The sequence below is a fragment of the Streptomyces sp. NRRL B-24572 genome, assembly GCF_002156145.1.
Lineage (GTDB): Bacteria > Actinomycetota > Actinomycetes > Streptomycetales > Streptomycetaceae > Streptomyces > Streptomyces vietnamensis.
Genome location: NZ_MWIG01000223.1, coordinates 1 through 16109 on the forward strand (window position 1 = coordinate 1; position 16109 = coordinate 16109).

The window sequence follows — 16109 nt, forward strand, 5'->3', positions numbered from 1 at the left end:
GGCGGACTGCTGATAGGCCGCGCCGCCGACGGGGTCGTAGATCACGTCGGCGCCCCGGCCGCCGGTGGCGGCCTTGACGGCGGCGACGACGTCCTCGGAGCGGCGGTCGATCACCAGGTCGCAGCCGAGGGCGCGGGCGGCGCTGCCGACGCCGCCCGCCGCCGCGTGGACGAGGAGGGTCTCGCCCTCCTGGAGGTGGGCGCGGCGGTGCAGGCCGAACCAGCCGGTCTGGTAGCCGATGTGCAGCGCCGCGGCCTCGGCGTCGTCGAGCGCCTCCGGGGCGGGCAGGAGCCCGGCGGCGTCGGCGAGGGCGTACTCGGCGAAGCCGCCGTGCGGGAGGGCGGCGGTGGTGACGACCCGGCGTCCGTCCTCGGTCTCGGCGCAGACCTCGACGCCGGGGGTGAAGGGCAGCGGGGGCCGCACCTGGTAGTGGCCGCGGCAGAGCAGCGCGTCGGGGAAGTTGACGTTCGCGGCGCGGACCCGGAGGAGGACCTGACCGTCGCCGGGGGTGGGCGGTTCGACCTCCTCGCGGCGCATCACCGCGCCCGGTTCGCCGTTCTCGTGCACACGCCATGCCTGCATCCGGAATGCCTCCTCCGTACCGAGCGGTCGGTGGCATACTAAGCGGTCGCTTGCTCACAGCGGAACCGGGTCGGCCGGACTTCTTGCCGGGTCGGCCGGACTTCTCGCCGGGTCAGCCGGACTTCTTGGGGCGCGCCCGTACGTGCATGCGCTCCCCCTGCGGCCCGAAGAGGCTGAGGAACTCCACCGGCCCGTCCTCCGTCGGCCCGAACCAGTGCGGGACGCGCGTGTCGAACTCGGCGGCCTCGCCGGCGGCCAGGACGACGTCGTGCTCGCCCAGGACGAGCCGGAGCCGCCCGGAGAGCACGTACAGCCACTCGTACCCCTCGTGCACCCGGGGCTCCGGGGTCTCGTGCGCCTTCTCCTGGATCACTTTGTACGCCTGGAGCCCGCCGGGCTGCCGGGTCAGCGGGTACATGGTCCGGCCGTGGCGCACGATGGGCTTCGCCTTGACCCGGGGGTCGCCGACCGGCGGGGCGCCGACCAGCTCGTCGAGGGGGACCTGGTGGGCGCGGGCGAGCGGCAGGAGCAGTTCGAGGCTGGGTCTGCGCTGCCCGGACTCCAGCCGGGAGAGGGTGCTCACGGAGATGCCGGTGGCGGCGGAGAGCTCGGCGAGGGTCACCCCGCGGTCGCGGCGGACACGGCGGAGCCGGGGGCCGACCTCGGTCAGGACGGCGTCGATGCGGTCGTCTTCGGTCATGGACCCAGTGTTGCAGAACCGGCAAGTTTTCTTGCGGATCGTTCACGGTGGAAACGGCGGTGGACCGTCGCCCGGCCGGATGAAACGCGGCGGCCCGGGCTGCGCCACGGGGGCCCTCGGGCGAGGATCGGCCATGGTGACCACATTCGGCCACGGACGACGCAAGGACGGGACACCACCCATGCTCGGTACGCAGTTCACCAAGGGCTCCCCCAACTGGATCGACCTCGGCAGCCCGGACACCGATGCCGCGGCCGCGTTCTACGGCGCGGTCTTCGGCTGGGACTTCCGGTCGGCGGGCCCGGACTCCGGCGGCTACGGCTTCTTCCAGCAGGACGGCGCCACGGTCGGGGCCCTGGGACCGCTCGACGAGGGCGCGCACAGCGCCTGGACGGTGTACTTCCAGACCCCGGACGCGGACGCCACCCAGAAGGCCGCCGAGGAGGCGGGAGGCACCGTGCGCGTCGAGGCCTTCGACGTCATGGACGCGGGCCGCATGGCCTGCCTCACCGACCCGGCCGGCGCCGAGTTCGCCGTCTGGCAGCCGGGGGCGGTGAAGGGCCTGGAGCGGACCTCCGCCCCCGACGCCCTCCTCTGGGCCGAACTGCACGTCCCCGAACCGGAGTCCACGCTCGCCTTCTACCGGACCCTGTTCGGCTGGCGCTGGTCGCTGATGGACGCGCCCGGCATGACGTACCGGGTGATCTCCACCGCCGAGGGCGACCAGGAGGAGGCCTCCTTCGGCGGCGTCGCCGAGGTCCAGAACGAGGGAGATCCCTCGCGCTGGATCCCGTACTTCGCGGTGGAGGACCCCGACGCGGTCTCCCGCACGGCCCAGGGCGGCGGCGGCTCGGTCGTCCTGCCCGCCGCCGACATCCCCGACGTCGGCCGCATCGCCTGGCTCGCCGACCCCTTCGGCGCGGTGTTCGCGGTGATGAAGCCCATGCCGAGGGCCTGATCCGCCGCCCCTCGCCTCAGCGGCTGCGGGCGCGCAGCCGCTGAGCTCCGAGGAGCAGGGCGTCCCAGGCTCCGATCACCCCGCTGCTGGCGGGCAGCAGCTCCGCGATCGTCCGGTCCCCGTGCTGGACGAGGAGCAGGCTGTCGTCGACCGTCGTCAGGCGGACCCCGGGCCAGGGGTGTCTCCAGAGCCGGTCGGGGCCGTCCCACAGCTGGAGGCTCCGGTCGGTCACGCGCAGCTCGAAGCGGGCGGTGTCCGTCGGCTTGGTCGGCCGTCCGTCCACCACGGGAGGACGGACGGCGTACGCGCTCAGCACGGTCTCGCCCGGTTCGAGCGCCACTTCGCGGACGCCGTTGATGCGACCGGCCCGCACGCCGGACCAGGTGCCGAGCGCGCCGCAGGCCAGCACGACGAGCCCGCCCAGCCCCCACGACCACTCGAACCGCCACAACAGCTCGATCGCCTCGCGCGGGAAGTAGGAGGCCGTCAAGGCCACCGGCGCCACCGTTCCGATGATCCCGCCGCCGACCGCGCCCCGCACCGCCCTTCGGCGGATCAGCTCCTCCTGGTCGGCCGTCGGATCGGCCGTCCGCCGTGAGTCCTCGTACGCCATCTGCCCACCCCCGTGGAACAACGACTTCCCCAATCGACCCTAGCGGGCGAAGAGTTCGAACGTCACCGCCGGGCGGTCGCCGAAGCGGGCGGAGGCGCGGGCCGTCGCCGTGGTCAGGAAGTCGCGGACGTACTTCTCCGGGTCCTCGTCCGTCAGGGCCTCGATGTAGGCGCGGTGGCAGAGGAGGGAGCGGATCGCGCGGTCCAGGCCGGGGGTCGCGTCGATCGCGTGGGTCGGGGTGCTGGAGGCGGCGACCGCGACCCAGCGGACGCCGTTCCAGGGCTCCAGGCCCTGGTCGGTCAGTTCGGGGAAGATCCAGCGGTTGCCCGCGTCGGCGGCCGCGTCGAGGGTGGCGCGGCCGACGGCCAGGTGGTCCGGGGTGTTCCAGGGGGCGCCCGGGCCGCCGCCCCAGGTGTCGCGGTGGTTGAGGGTGATCACGAGCTCCGGGCGGTGGCGGCGGATCGCGGCCGCGATGTCGCGGCGAAGACCCGGCCCGTACTCGATCACGCCGTCGCGGTGGTCGAGGAACTCGACGGTCTCCACGCCGACGACGGCCGCGCTGTCCCGCTGCTCCTGCTCGCGGATCGGGCCGCAGAGGTCCGGGGCGAGGGTGTCGATGCCGGCCTCGCCGCGGGTGGCGAGGACGTACGTGACCTCCTTCCCCGCGTCCGTCCAGGCGGCGACGGCCGCCGCGCAGCCGTACTCCAGGTCGTCGGGGTGGGCGACGACGGCGAGCGCGCGCGTCCAGTCGCCGGGCATCTCCAGGAGGTCCTGGGCATCCGTGTCGATCATGAGCGCAGGATACGGGCCGCCTCCGACACGGTGGGGCGGAACGCTCCGGCGAGGATGACCGAGCGCGAGATGTGCCGCGGGCGGTCGGGGTTGAGGCCGCGCCGGGCCGCGAGGGCGACCGCGAGCCGCTGGACGCGGACGAGGGCCGCGACCGGGTCGATCGCGTCGGCGGCGAACAGGGCGCCCGTGGACTCCACTTCGTCGCGGAGGCCGGAGGGCTCCGGGCCGATGCAGCAGACCAGGCTCGCACGGTCGCTGATGGTGATCGGGCCGTGGCGGTACTCCATCGCCGCGTACGACTCCGTCCAGGCTCGGGCCACTTCGCGCAGCTTGAGCGCCGCCTCGTCGGCGAGTCCGACGGTCCAGCCGGTGCCGAGGAAGGTGAACTGGCCGCGCCGCTCCCAGGCGGCGGGCAGCTGCTCGTACAGGACGAGTTCGGCGTCGGCGATCGCCGGGCCGAGGTCCACTCCGAGCCCGGCGCGCAGGAGTTGGAGGGCGGTGGTGGCGAACCGGGTCTGGACGACGGAGCGTTCGTCGGCGAAGCCGAGGTCGACGATCCGGTCGGCGAGCCGTCCGGCGGGGCTGTCGGGGACCCCGGTGACGACGAGCGTCGGGACGCGGCCCGCGGCGCCGGCGAGCAGGTCCACGACCTCCGTGGTGGTGCCGGAGCGGGTGAGGGCGACGATCCGGTCGTAGCCGCGGCCGAGCGGAGTCGTGTCGGAGGCGGGGAAGGCGTCGGTCTCGCCCGCGCCGAGGGACTCCCGCAGGGCCGCGTAGGCGCGGGCGATGAAGTAGGAGGTGCCGCAGCCGACGACCGCGACGCGCTCGCCGCGGGCCGGCAGCAGGCCGGTGTCGCGGTCGGCGATCTCAGCGGCGCGGCGCCAGCAGTCGGGCTGGGCGGCGATCTCCGCGCTGACGTGGGTGCTCATGGTCCGGGTCCTCTCCTCATGAAGTCCTCGTGGGTCCCTCGTGGGTCCCTCGTGGGTCCCTCACGGGTCCGGACCGAGTTGTATCCGTGCGTGACCAGAGCACACCATGAGCAATCCGTCCTCACTGCTTGGACTTTTGCGCCTCCCGCGCCCGTCCGCCGCAGGAGGCGCGGACCACGAGCCTCGGTCGCAGCTGCACCTGGTGCAGCGGGGCCGCGTCCCCCTCGGCCAGCCGTCGCAGCAGGATCTGCGCGGCGAGGCGGCCCAGCTGGTACTTGGGCGGCGACACGGCAGTCAGCGGGGTCTCCGCGACGTCCGCGAACTCGTTGTCGTAGCTGATCAGGGCGAGGTCCTCCGGAACCCGGAGGCCGGCCCGGCGGGCCGCTCCGAGCATCAGGGCGGCCTCCCGGTCGCCGAAGCAGAGCGCGGCGGTGACGCCGGAGGCGCGCAGCGCGGCGAGGGCCAGGTCGGCGCGGTCCGGGTCCCAGCGGGCCATCACGTCCCGCTCGTACGTCGGGGCGGACAGTCCGAGATCGGCGAGGGCGCGGGCGAAGCCGGACTCGATGGGCGCGGTGGTGGGTGCGTCGGTGCGGGCGACGAGCCCGAGCCGCTCGTGGCCGAGGGCCCGCAGATGGCGCACGGCGTCGTAGGCGCCGCCCTCGTGGTCGGTGCACACGTGCTCGGTGGGGTCGCCGGGGCCGTGGGCGGCGAGCCGGCGTTCGACGAGGACGGCGGGGACGGGCAGGGCGAGGAGCTCCTCGGCGCGCCGTCCCGGGTCGGTCGCGGTGTGCAGGCTGGGCACGAGGAGGAGGCCGTGGACCCCGGCGGACAGGAGCCGTTCGACGGCGGCGTCCTCCTCGGCGGGGTCGTAGTGCGAGCAGGCGAGGACGAGCCGGGCGCCGGCCGCCGCGAGTTCCTTCTCGATGCCCTGGAGGACGCGCGGGTAGTAGAAGGTGGTGTCGGGGACGAGGACGCCGACGATCCGGCGGTCGGCCCGGTCGCGCTCGGGCCGGTGGGCGGCGAAGGTCCCCGCGCCCTGGCGCCGTTCGACGAGGCCGAGGGCGACGAGGTCCTCGTAGGCGCGGCGGACGGTGGTGACGGACAGGCCCGTCTCCGTGGCGAGCGCGCGTTCGGTGGGCAGCTTGCTGCCGGGGGGCCAGGTGCCGTCGAGGATGCCGCGCCGCAGCTCCGCCATGAGGGCCCGGAACTTCAGCTCCCGGCCGGACGCCGGTGTCTCGCGTGCCGCCATCCGGACCCCTTGCCCCCCTTGCTGATCGATTGCGCGCCGAATCCTATGCCCGAACGGCCGGAACCTGATCCCGTGCGATCAGATCTCGCTCCTGGCGAGGGAGAGCAGCCGGTCGAGGACGCGCGGCCCGCCGGCCCGTACCCCGTCGTGCTCGAACTCGTCGGTCACCCAGGTCCGCAGGCCGCGCACGGCGCGCGCGGTCTCCAGGGAGTGGGCGGTGTCGACGTACATGTCGTCGTGGTAGACGGCGGCCGCCACCGGGACCTGGTTGGCGGCGAGCCGCTCGGGGTCGTACAGCGGTTCCCAGTCGGTGCGCGCGGCGAGCAGCTCGGCGGTCTCGCGGAGCGGGCGCAGGGCGGGGTCGGTGCTGAAGTGCCAGGGGTGGACGGTCTCGCCGGTGAAGAGCAGCGGCGCGCCCTCGGCGAGCGCGGTGCGGGCGTCGAACTCGGGGTACTCGGCGCGGACCCGCTCGGCGGCCCAGTCGGTGGGGCCCTGCCCCTGGGCGTAGATGGCCTCGTGGAGTACGGCGTACAGCGGGTGTCCGGCGTACGAGAGGTGCGCCTGGACCTGCTCCAGGAAGGCGTCGGAGAGCGCGGGCCCGCCCGGGGTGGGCAGGAAGGCGCCCTCCAGGAGCAGATGGAGCTGGTGGGTGCCGTCGCCGGAGCCGAGGAGGATGCCGAGGGACTGGAAGGCCTCGACGGTGAGCAGGCCGCCGCCGGGGAGGGTGACCTCGTGGTCGATGAGGTGGGCGGCGATCGCGTTGACCCGTTCCGCGTCCCGGGGGTGGCGGGCGAAGTGGGCCTCGTTCTTCCGCCGGATACGGGGGTAGGCGGCGCGGTAGACCTCGTCGGCGGTCGCGTACAGGGAGGGCAGGCCGCCGGTGATGAGGACCCGCTCCAGGCCCTCGGGGGCGGTGGAGAGGTAGTGGGTGGCGCAGAAGCCGCCGAAGCTCTGGCCGAGGACGGTCCAGGGGGCGCCGCCGGTGAGCCGGCGGCGGATCAGCTCGCAGTCCTTGACGATGGAGTCGGCGCGGAAGTGCGCCAGGTACTCCGCCTGCTCGGCCGGGCCGCCGCGCAGCGGCAGGGTCTGGCGGTTGGCCGGGGTGGAGCGGCCGGTGCCGCGCTGGTCGAGGAGGAGGACGCGGAACTCCTTCACGGCGCGGCCGAGCCAGGCCTGCGGGCCGACGGAGCGGCGGGCGCCGAAGCCGGGCCCGCCCTCCAGGTACACCAGCCAGGGAAGCTTCTCGCGGCCGGATCGGTCCTTGTCCGCCGCGACGACCTCACGGCCGAAGACCTCGATGCGCTCGCCGTCGGGGCGGGCGTGGTCGAGGGGGACGGGGAAGCGGTGGTCGGTGAGGACGAGGCCCGGCTGGCGGTAGGTGGTCAACGCTGCTCCTGTTCGTACGCCCCCGCGGAACAGTGGATCACACGGCGGGGAGGCTTTCCGGGACGGGAGCGTGCCGCCGCGGTCAGCCGGTCGAGAGGACCGCGATGACGTTGCCCGCCGGGTCCGTGAACCAGGCGATGGCGGAGCCGTGCCCGTCGCGCACGACGCCCTTCTCGTCGGCCTCGAAGCCGGGGTAGCGCTGGAAGGTCACCCCGCGCCCCACCAGCTCGTCGACGGCCCGGTCGATGTCGTCGACCTCGAAGTTGAGGATCGTGAAGGTGGCCGGGGTGTGGTTCTCCTTGGGGTAGACGAAGACCCGCGCCCCGCCGGGCAGGACGAGGTTCAGCATCCGCATCCCCTCCGGGCCGCCGGTCTCCTCCACCCTCAGGCCGAGGACGTCGCCGTAGAAATCGCGCGCGGCGTCGAGGTCGTCGACCGAGAAGCCGCTGTACGCCGTGGTCTCGCCGAACATGGCGCGCTCCCTTCCGGGGGCCCGGTGCCCGGGCACCCCTTCCAGGATCCTCCGGCTGTGCCGCGCCGTCCGCTCAGAGGCTCAGGAGCTCAGGAGCTCAGGGGCTCAGGGCGCGATCGGCAGCTGCCGCTTGTGCTCGGTGAGCTCGTAGCGGCGGACGATCGTGGCGTAGGCGGCCTCCGCGACCGGCTTCCCCTCCAGGAAGTCGTCGATGTCGTCGTAGGTGACGCCGAGCGCGTCCTCGTCGGCCTTGCCCGGGTCGAGGGTCTCCAGGTCGGCCGTGGGGGTCTTCCACACGAGCGCGGTCGGCGCGCCCAGCTCGTCGGCGATCGCGCGGACGCGCCGCTTGGTCAGGCCGGTCAGCGGGACGACGTCGGCGGCGCCGTCGCCGAACTTGGTGAAGAAGCCGGAGACGGCCTCCGCGGCGTGGTCGGTGCCGACGACGAGACCGTCGTGGGCGCCGGCGACCGCGTACTGGGCGATCATCCGCTGCCGGGCCTTGATGTTGCCCTGCACGAAGTCCTGGTGGTGGGCGTCGCGGAAGGTCGTCCCGCCGGCGAGGCAGGCCTCCAGGGCCGCGTCGCTGGCCGCCTTGACGTCCACGGTGAGGACCCGGTCGGCGCGAATGAAGCCGAGGGCGGTCTGCGCGTCGTGCTCGTCGGCCTGGACGCCGTACGGCAGGCGCATCGCGTAGAAGGTGGCGTCGTGACCGGCCGCACGGGCCCGCTCCACGGCGAGCTGGCAGAGCCGGCCGGCAGTGGTGGAGTCGACGCCGCCGCTGATCCCGAGGACGAGGGAGCGAAGGCCGGTGGAGGTGAGCCGCTCGGTGAGGAAGGCCACCCGGCGCTCGATCTCCGCCTTCGGGTCGAAGGTCTCGGCGACCTGGAGGTCCCGGGCGATCTGCAGCTGGAGGGCGGTGGACGCCGGGTCGGTCACGAAAGTCTCCTCGTCAGGGTCGGTCGACGGTGCACCCGCTGGTACGGGGGTGCACCGGGGTCGACTCTACGCGCCGCCCGGTCGGCCGACGGACGCGTCCGGGGTGCAGAGCACCTCGACCCGCTGGACGAGGTTGTTGGCGAAGCCGCCGCGGTTCCAGGGCGGGGTCAGCGGCTGGACGTTCCCGGCGGCGTCGGTGGCCCGCACCGTCAGGTGGCGCAGTCCCGGCGTCGCGGTCCAGGTGGTGCGCCAGGCGGACCAGGCCCACGGGTGCGCCGGGTCCCGCTCGATCTCGGCGTCGGCCCAGGCCGCGCCGCCGTCCTCGCTGACCTCGACGCGGGTGACCGGGCCGTGCCCGGACCAGGCGCGCCCGGCGAGCGCCACGGGGCCGGGGCGGACGACGCGGGTGCGGGACATGAAGTCGGGGAAGCCGGGCGGCACCATCAGGGCCCGGGGCGCGATGAGGGTGACGGGCTCCCCCGGTTCGCCCGCCTCCCGGCGCAGGCGGTAGGCCACGCTCTGCTGGAAGCCGGTGTACGGGGTGTCGCCGAGCGTGATGTCGTGGAGCCACTTCACGTGCGCCATGCCGTACCAGCCGGGGACGACGAGCCGGAGCGGGCTGCCGTGCTGCGGCGGCAGGGGCGCCCCGTTCATCGCGTACGCGACGAGGACGTCCCGCGCCGGGTCGGCGGCCGTCGCCAGGGGCAGGCTGCGGCGGTAGTCCTGCTCGACGCCGCGCTCCACCCCGTGGTCGGCGCCGGTGAACACGGCCTCGACCGCGTCCTCGGCGATGCCCGCCTCCGCGAGGAGGGCGGCCAGCGGGACGCCGGTCCAGTCGGCGGTCCCGACGGCCTCGACGAGCCAGGGCTGGCTGACGGGGCGGGGGGTGAGCCGGGCCCGGCCGTTGCCGGCGCACTCCAGGGTGACCCGGCGGGTGACGGCGGGCCGGGCGCGGAGCGCCGCGAGGTCCAGGGCGAGCGGGCGCAGGACCCGGCCGCCGACGGTGAGCCGCCAGCCGTCGGCGTCGGTGACGGGGATGTCGTAGTGGACGAGGACGTAGTGGAGTCCGGGCGGGGTGACGTCGTACCGCAGGGCCTCCAGGGGCAGTCCGTGGTTGCGGGCGGCGAGGGCCAGCTCCTGCGGGGTGACGCCCTCGTCGGGGGCGGCCACGCGGGCCGGTGTGCTGATGTCGGTCAGACCGGTCAGGGATCCGTCCATGCGTTCATCGTCCGCCGGGTCGGGGGGCCCGGCACGTCGGGCTCCGCCGCGCCGTCGCGGGCCGCGCGTCCGGGTGCGGGCCCACGTGGTGGCGGGCACCGCCCAGCACGGCGCGGGCCCGCGGGCAGGGGGTCGTAATTCGGTTGCCCCGGCCGCACCGCGGCGCTGCACTGGGCGAGGCTCCGCCGATCGTGGGGCCGGCAGACAGGGGAGGCAGCAGTACCGATGGACATCCGTCCCACCACCGCCGACGATCTCGGCGTCTTCGTCGACACGCTCCACACCGCGTTCGCGCGCTTCCCGGACACCCCGGCCGAGGACGGCAGCGGGGTCTGGTGGTCGGCCTTCGAGATGGACCGCGGCCTGCTCGCCCTGGCGGAGGACGGGCGGCCCGTCGGCACCGCCGCCGCGTACTCCTTCGAGCTCACCCTGCCCGGCGAGGCCGTCGTCCCGGTCGGCGGGGTGACCGCCGTCGGCGTGCTGCCCTCGCACCGGCGCCGGGGCGTGCTCAGCGCGATGATGCGGCATCAGCTCGCCGAGCTGCGGGCGCGGGGGGAGTTCCTCTCCGTGCTGCTCGCCTCCGAGGCCCCGATCTACGGGCGGTTCGGGTACGGGCCCGCGACCTACACGGGGCGGCTGACCGTGCCGCGTCGACAGGCCTCCCTCGACCTTCCCCGGGCGGGCACCGGCTCGGACACCGGCTCCGTCGAGGTGCTGCGGCGCGCCGAGTGCGGGGAGGTCCTGGAAGAGGTCTACGACCGGTACCGGCGCGCGCAGCCCGGCGCGCTGTCCCGGCCGCACCATTGGTGGGAGCGGGGCGCCGGGCAGCCCCCGGTCGCTCCGGCGCCGCGCCACGTCGCCGTCCACCGGGACGCCGACGGGGTTCCGGACGGGTATGCCACGTACGCGCTCGGCGATGGCGACACCCTGACGGTCGACGAGACCATCGCGACCGACGACGCCGTCTTCACGGCCCTGGCCCGGTTCCTCCTCGGGCACGACCTGGTCGACCGGGTCGTGTTCAAGCACGTCCCGTCCGGTCACCCGCTGCGCTGGCGGCTCGCGGACTTCCGGGCCGGCGAGGTGGGCGGCGACACGGACTGGCTCTGGGTGCGCGTCCTCGACGTCCCGGGTGCGCTGACCGCGCGCGGCTGGTTCGCGGACGGCGAGCTCGTCCTCGACGTCGACGACCCGTTCCTCGGCGAGCACGGCCGCCATCTGCTGACGGTCCGGGACGGCAAGGCGGAGTGCGTACCGACGGACCGGGAGCCGGACCTGTCCCTGGACGTGCGGGACCTGGGCTCGGTCTACCTCGGCGGTACGGCTCCGAGCACGCTCGTGCGCGCCGGGCACGTCCGGGCCCACCGGCCGGGCGCGGCCGCCCTCGCCGACGCCCTGTTCCGCGGCGAGCGCGCCCCGCACTGCCTGCACTGGTTCTGACCGCCCGTCGGCGTGCTCATCCCTTGACCGTCACCTCCACCGAGTGCCACCCCTGTGCCCCGTTCGGCATCGTGTCGGTGCGGTGTTCCGGCTGGGTGGTGCCGGTGCCGTCGGTGGCGCGGACGGTGAGGGTGTGCCGGCCGGGGGTGGCGGTCCAGGGGTGGACCCACTCGCGCCAGGTGTCGCCGCCGTCCGCCGCGCCGAGCCGGGTCTCCTGCCAGGGGCCGTCGTCGACCCGTACCTCGACCCGGCGGATGCCGCGGTGCTGGGCCCAGGCGACCCCGGCGACCATGACGGTGCCGGCGGCGGGGCGGGAGAGGGCGCGCGGGGTGTCGATGCGGGACTGGGTCTTGACGGGGGCCTGTGCCGCCCAGCCGCGCGGGACCCAGTAGGCGTCGTACGCGTCGAAGGTGGTGAGCTCGATCGACTCGATCCACTTGCAGGCCGAGACGTAGCCGTAGAGGCCGGGGACGAGCATGCGGACGGGGAAGCCGTGGGCGAAGGGCAGGGGTTCGCCGTTCATCCCGAAGGCGAGGAGGGCGTCACGGCCGTCCATCACGGTCTCGACGGGGGTGCCGATGGTCATGCCGTCGACGGAGCGGGCGACCAGCTGGTCGGCGGGGCCGCCCTCGGAGGGCGGGCGGACGCCGGCCTCGCGGAGCAGGTCGGCGAGGCGTACGCCGAGCCAGCGGGCGTTGCCGACGTACGGGCCGCCGACCGGATTGGAGACGCAGTTCAGGGTGATGTCCCGTTCGAGCACCGGCCGGGCCATGAGCTCCCGCAGGGTGACGGTGCGTTCCTCGCGGACGCCGCTGCCGTGGATCCGCAGCCGCCAGTGGTCGGCATTGACCTTGGGGACGATGAGCGCGGTGTCGACGCGGTAGAAGTCGCGGTTCGGGGTGAAGAAGGTGCTGATGCCGGGGACGTCGAGCTGTGCTCCGGCGGGCACGGCCGGTGCGGGGGACGCGGGCCGGGGCAGGCGCAGGGCTTCGCGGGAGGCGGCGGCGTTCTCCTGTACGGGGGTGCCGACGGCGCGGCCGATGGCGGCGGCTCCGGTCGCGGCGAGTCCGGTGGAGGCGGCGACGATCAGGAAGCCGCGCCGGTCCGCTCGGGCGGTTCCGGGCCCCGGGGCGAGGAGGCGGCCGGTCAGGACGTACAGCAGGAGCGCGCCGGCGGCGGCTCCGACGAGGGAGGGTACGGCGTCCATGGCGGATTCGGAGTCGGGGCGGGTGACGGCAGCGAGGGCCCCGAGGACTCCGAAGGCGGCGACGGCCGCCGAGCCGAGCAGCCGGTGGCGCAGGGCGAGCAGCCCGACCCCGAGGGCGAGGAGGGCGAGGATGAGCAGGATGCCGAGCTGGAGGACGGTCTTGTCGTTCTCGCCGAAGGCGCGGATCGCCCACTCCTTGAGGGCCGCCGGGGTCCGGTCGACGACGGTGCCGCCGACGGCCGGGACGGGGCTCGCCTCGGGGCGTACCCAGAAGGAGGCGACGTCCGCGACGGCCAGGGAGACGTACGCCGAGACCAGGCCGCCGAGCGCGGCGAGGAGACGGTCGGTGCGGGTGGGTTCGTGGCGTTCGGGGTGGGACTCGGGTGCGGTCCTGGTGGCGTTCATGGTCGCTATTTCGGCACATCCCGCCGCGCGGACGGACCGCATCACCCGGATGGGTCTCAGCGCGTGTCCGGGTGCTCGCCCGGCACCGCCAGGTCCTCCACCGCCTCGGCGCCGACGACCGCGCCGGTGGACTTCTTGCCGCGGCGCAGCCGGCGTTCGAGCCAGGAGGCGAAGGTGGTGAGCGCGAAGTTGAGGGCGACGAAGAGGACGGCGACGACGGTGAAGCAGGCGATGGTGTTGGCTCCGTAGTTGGCGCTCATCGGGCGGACGGAGGCGAGGAGTTCGGAGAAGCCGAGCATAGCGCCGCCGAGGGCGGTGTCCTTGACGATGACGACGAGCTGGCTGACGAGGGCGGGCAGCATGGCGGTGACGGCCTGTGGCAGGAGGACGTAGGTCATGATCTGGCCCTTGCGCATGCCGATGGCCTTGGCCGCGTCGGTCTGGCCGGCGGGGAGGGCCAGGATGCCGGCACGGACGACCTCGGCCAGCACGGAGGCGTTGTAGAGGACGAGGCCGGTGACGACGGCGTACAGGGGACGGTTGTCCGGGCTGACGTCGGTGAACTCGGAGTACGCGGCGTCCGCGAAGAGCATCAGGATCAGGACGGGGATGGCCCGGAAGAACTCGACGACGGGGCCGGCCACGGAGCGGACGACGGCGTGGTCGGAGAGCCGGAGGATGCCGAGGAACGCGCCGAGGGGCAGGGCGATGACCATGGAGAGCGCGGCGGCGATCACGGTGTTCTTGAGGGCGGGCAGGATGTACGTCTCCCAGACGCGGGCATCGGTGAAGAAGGGCGCCCACTTGGACCATTCGAGCTGGTTCTTGTCGGCGAGGCTCGCGACGACCCACCACACGACGGCGGCGAGCCCGATCAGGAACAGCACGCTCCAGAGGAGGTTGCGCCGCCGGGCGCGCGGGCCGGGGACGTCGTAGAGGACGGTGGGCTTGTCCTTCACCGCTTCACCGCCACCTTCTTGGCCACCCAGCCGAGGAGGAGCCCGGTGGGCAGGGTGAGGCAGAGGAAGCCGACGGCGAAGATCGCGGAGATGAGGAGGAGCTGGGCCTCGTTCTCGATCATCTCGCGCATCAGCAGGGCCGCTTCGGCGACGCCGATGGCGGCGGCGACGGTGGTGTTCTTGGTGAGGGCGATGAGGACGTTGGCGAGCGGGCCGACGACGGAGCGGAAGGCCTGCGGGAGCACGATCAGGCGCAGCACCTGGGGGAAGCTGAGACCGATGGCGCGGGCGGCCTCGACCTGTCCGAGGGGGACGGTGTTGATGCCGGAGCGCAGTGCCTCGCAGACGAAGGCGCTGGTGTAGGCGGTGAGGCCGAGGACGGCCAGGCGGAAGTTGATGGTGGTGAACCGTTCGGCGCCGAGGCTGACTCCGAGGGTCTGGAAGAGGCCGAGCGAGGTGAAGACGATGATGACGGTGAGGGGGATGTTGCGGACGATGTTGACGTAGGCGGTGCCGAAGCCCCGCATGAGGGGGACGGGGCTGACGCGCATCGCGGCCAGCAGCGTCCCCCAGACGAGGGAGCCGATCGCGGAGTAGACGGTGAGCTGCACCGTCACCCAGAAGGCTCCGAGCAGGTCGTACCCCTGGAGGAAGTCGAACACGGCGGCCGGCTCACTGGACGATGACGCCGATCTTCGGCGCGGGCTCGTTGTGGTAGTTGGCCGGGCCGAAGTTCTTCTTGACCGCCGCGTCCCAGGAGCCGTCGGCGACCATCTTCTCCAGGGCCGTGTTGATCTTGGCCTTGAGGTCGCTGCCCTTCTGGACGCCGATGCCGTAGTTCTCGTTGCTCATCTTGAAGCCGCCGAGCTTGAACTTGCCCTTGAACTCGGGCTGCGAGGCGTATCCGGCGAGGATCGAGTCGTCGGTGGTGACGGCGTCGATGACCCCGTTCTCCAGGCCGGTCAGGCACTCGGAGTAGCCGCCGTACTCCTGGAGTTGGGCGTCGGGGGCGATCTTGTCCTTGACGTTCTGCGCGGAGGTCGAGCCGGTGACCGAGCAGAGCTTCTTGTTGTTCAGGTCGGACGGCTTCTTGATCGAGTCGTCATCCGCCCGGATCAGGACGTCCTGGTGGGCGAGGAGGTAGGGGCCCGCGAAGTCGACCTTCTCCATCCTCTTGGGCGTGATCGAGTACGAGGCCGCGATGAAGTCCACGTCGCCGCGCTGGAGCAGGGTCTCGCGGTCGGCGCTCTTGGCCTCCTTCCACTCGATGTCCTTCGGGTCGTGGCCCAGCTGCTTGGCGACGTAGGTCGCCACGTCGACGTCGAAGCCGGTGTACTTGCCGTCGGGGGTCTTCAGGCCGATCCCGGGCTGGTCGAACTTGATGCCGATGGTGATCTTGCCGCCGTCGTCGCGGAGCAGGCCGCCTGCCGCACCGTGCGCGAATCCGGCGGAGGTGAAGGAGAGGACGACGGCCGCGGCGACGGCGACGGTGGCCCTTCTGGTCCTGAGCGGGTTCATGAGGATCACCTCTGGGGGCTGCTGATCGGGCGACCGACCGCACGGCGGCCGCGGCTCAGTGGTGGAGGATCTTGGACAGGAAGTCCTTGGCGCGGTCGCTGCGCGGATTGCTGAAGAACTCGTCCGGGGTCGTCTCCTCGACGATCTTCCCGTCGGCCATGAAGACCACGCGGTTGGCGGCGGAGCGGGCGAAGCCCATCTCGTGGGTGACGACCACCATCGTCATGCCGTCCCGGGCCAGTTGCCGCATGACCTCCAGGACCTCGTTGATCATCTCGGGGTCGAGCGCGGAGGTCGGCTCGTCGAAGAGCATCACCTTCGGATCCATCGCGAGGGCGCGGGCGATCGCCACGCGCTGCTGCTGCCCCCCGGAGAGCTGGGCCGGGTACTTGTCGGCCTGGGAGGCGACGCCGACCCGGTCGAGGAGGGCGCGCGCCCTCTCCTCGGCCTTCTTCCGCGCCTTCTTGCGGACCTTGATCTGGCCGAGGGTCACGTTGTCGAGGACGGTCTTGTGCGCGAAGAGGTTGAAGGACTGGAAGACCATGCCCACGTCGGCCCGCAGGGCCGCCAGTTCGCGTCCTTCGGCGGGCAGTGGCCGCCCGTCGACGACGATCTCGCCCGCGTCGATGGTCTCCAGGCGGTTGATCGCCCGGCACAGCGTCGACTTCCCTGAGCCGGACGGCCCGATGACGACGACGACCTCGCCGCGGTGGATCGTGAGGTCGATGGACTGGAGGACGTGCAG

17 protein-coding genes are annotated in these 16109 nt (G+C 73.4%); 2 read left to right on the forward strand and 15 right to left on the reverse strand.

The annotated features are described in order from the left end of the window. Both CCN56_RS13910 and CCN56_RS13915 read right to left on the reverse strand, forming a co-directional pair. Window positions 1–582, reverse strand: a 582-nt coding sequence (locus CCN56_RS13910; RefSeq protein WP_143664516.1) for an alcohol dehydrogenase catalytic domain-containing protein, incomplete at its 3' end; no start/stop codon positions are given. Between the two features lie 112 nt (window positions 583–694). Continuing rightward, entirely contained in the window at window positions 695–1282 is a 588-nt protein-coding gene (locus CCN56_RS13915) for a helix-turn-helix domain-containing protein (RefSeq protein WP_086826882.1), read from the reverse strand. A 181-nt stretch (window positions 1283–1463) separates the two neighbouring features. On the opposite strand from CCN56_RS13915, the gene CCN56_RS13920 reads away from it, so the two are divergent. Then, complete coding sequence (locus tag CCN56_RS13920) at window positions 1464–2240, forward strand: VOC family protein (protein WP_086826884.1); 777 nt, start codon at window positions 1464–1466, stop codon at window positions 2238–2240. Window positions 2241–2256: 16 nt separating this feature from the next. Here CCN56_RS13920 and CCN56_RS13925 read toward each other — a convergent pair whose 3' ends face one another. The 8 genes from CCN56_RS13925 to CCN56_RS13960 form a co-directional block, all read right to left on the reverse strand. Further along, the gene (locus CCN56_RS13925; RefSeq protein WP_086826885.1) at window positions 2257–2853 is read right to left on the reverse strand and encodes a hypothetical protein; all 597 of its coding nucleotides are present in this window, start codon (window positions 2851–2853) and stop codon (window positions 2257–2259) included. 39 nt (window positions 2854–2892) lie between these two features. Continuing rightward, window positions 2893–3645: a PIG-L deacetylase family protein gene (locus CCN56_RS13930; RefSeq protein ID WP_086826887.1), complete on the reverse strand. Its 753-nt coding sequence runs from the start codon at window positions 3643–3645 to the stop codon at window positions 2893–2895. Further along, window positions 3642–4574, reverse strand: a complete 933-nt coding sequence (locus CCN56_RS13935; protein ID WP_086826889.1) for an SIS domain-containing protein — start codon at window positions 4572–4574, stop codon at window positions 3642–3644. The genes CCN56_RS13930 and CCN56_RS13935 overlap by 4 nt, the downstream gene beginning before the upstream one ends. A 121-nt stretch (window positions 4575–4695) precedes the next feature. After that, the gene (locus CCN56_RS13940; RefSeq protein ID WP_086826890.1) at window positions 4696–5823 is read right to left on the reverse strand and encodes a substrate-binding domain-containing protein; all 1128 of its coding nucleotides are present in this window, start codon (window positions 5821–5823) and stop codon (window positions 4696–4698) included. 78 nt (window positions 5824–5901) lie between these two features. Further along, on the reverse strand, window positions 5902–7209 hold the full coding sequence (locus tag CCN56_RS13945; protein ID WP_086826893.1) for an alpha/beta fold hydrolase: 1308 nt from the start codon (window positions 7207–7209) through the stop codon (window positions 5902–5904). 82 nt (window positions 7210–7291) lie between these two features. Continuing rightward, a complete protein-coding gene (locus CCN56_RS13950; protein WP_086826895.1) occupies window positions 7292–7681 on the reverse strand; it encodes a VOC family protein in 390 nt (129 codons plus the stop codon). A 105-nt stretch (window positions 7682–7786) separates the two neighbouring features. Next, on the reverse strand, window positions 7787–8617 hold the full coding sequence (gene nadE, locus CCN56_RS13955) for an ammonia-dependent NAD(+) synthetase (protein WP_086826896.1): 831 nt from the start codon (window positions 8615–8617) through the stop codon (window positions 7787–7789). Between the two features lie 66 nt (window positions 8618–8683). Beyond that, window positions 8684–9835 carry a sulfite oxidase gene (locus CCN56_RS13960; RefSeq protein ID WP_086826898.1) on the reverse strand — a complete coding sequence of 384 codons (1152 nt, stop codon included), beginning with the start codon at window positions 9833–9835 and terminating at the stop codon, window positions 8684–8686. A gap of 225 nt (window positions 9836–10060) precedes the next feature. Here CCN56_RS13960 and CCN56_RS13965 point away from each other — a divergent pair, with 225 nt between their 5' ends. Beyond that, window positions 10061–11275: a GNAT family N-acetyltransferase gene (locus CCN56_RS13965; protein WP_086826900.1), complete on the forward strand. Its 1215-nt coding sequence runs from the start codon at window positions 10061–10063 to the stop codon at window positions 11273–11275. Between the two features lie 16 nt (window positions 11276–11291). On the opposite strand, the gene CCN56_RS13970 is transcribed toward CCN56_RS13965, so the two are convergent. Genes CCN56_RS13970 through CCN56_RS13990 form a run of 5 tightly spaced genes read right to left on the reverse strand, consistent with a single transcriptional unit; the run spans window position 11292 to window position 16109 of the window. Then, window positions 11292–12887 carry a molybdopterin-dependent oxidoreductase gene (locus tag CCN56_RS13970; protein ID WP_086826903.1) on the reverse strand — a complete coding sequence of 532 codons (1596 nt, stop codon included), beginning with the start codon at window positions 12885–12887 and terminating at the stop codon, window positions 11292–11294. Between the two features lie 56 nt (window positions 12888–12943). Beyond that, complete coding sequence (locus CCN56_RS13975) at window positions 12944–13846, reverse strand: amino acid ABC transporter permease (RefSeq protein ID WP_086826905.1); 903 nt, start codon at window positions 13844–13846, stop codon at window positions 12944–12946. Further along, entirely contained in the window at window positions 13843–14508 is a 666-nt protein-coding gene (locus CCN56_RS13980; protein ID WP_086826907.1) for an amino acid ABC transporter permease, read from the reverse strand. The genes CCN56_RS13975 and CCN56_RS13980 overlap by 4 nt, the downstream gene beginning before the upstream one ends. A gap of 10 nt (window positions 14509–14518) precedes the next feature. After that, complete coding sequence (locus CCN56_RS13985) at window positions 14519–15364, reverse strand: glutamate ABC transporter substrate-binding protein (RefSeq protein WP_086826909.1); 846 nt, start codon at window positions 15362–15364, stop codon at window positions 14519–14521. A gap of 55 nt (window positions 15365–15419) precedes the next feature. After that, complete coding sequence (locus CCN56_RS13990; protein ID WP_179199838.1) at window positions 15420–16109, reverse strand: amino acid ABC transporter ATP-binding protein; 690 nt, start codon at window positions 16107–16109, stop codon at window positions 15420–15422.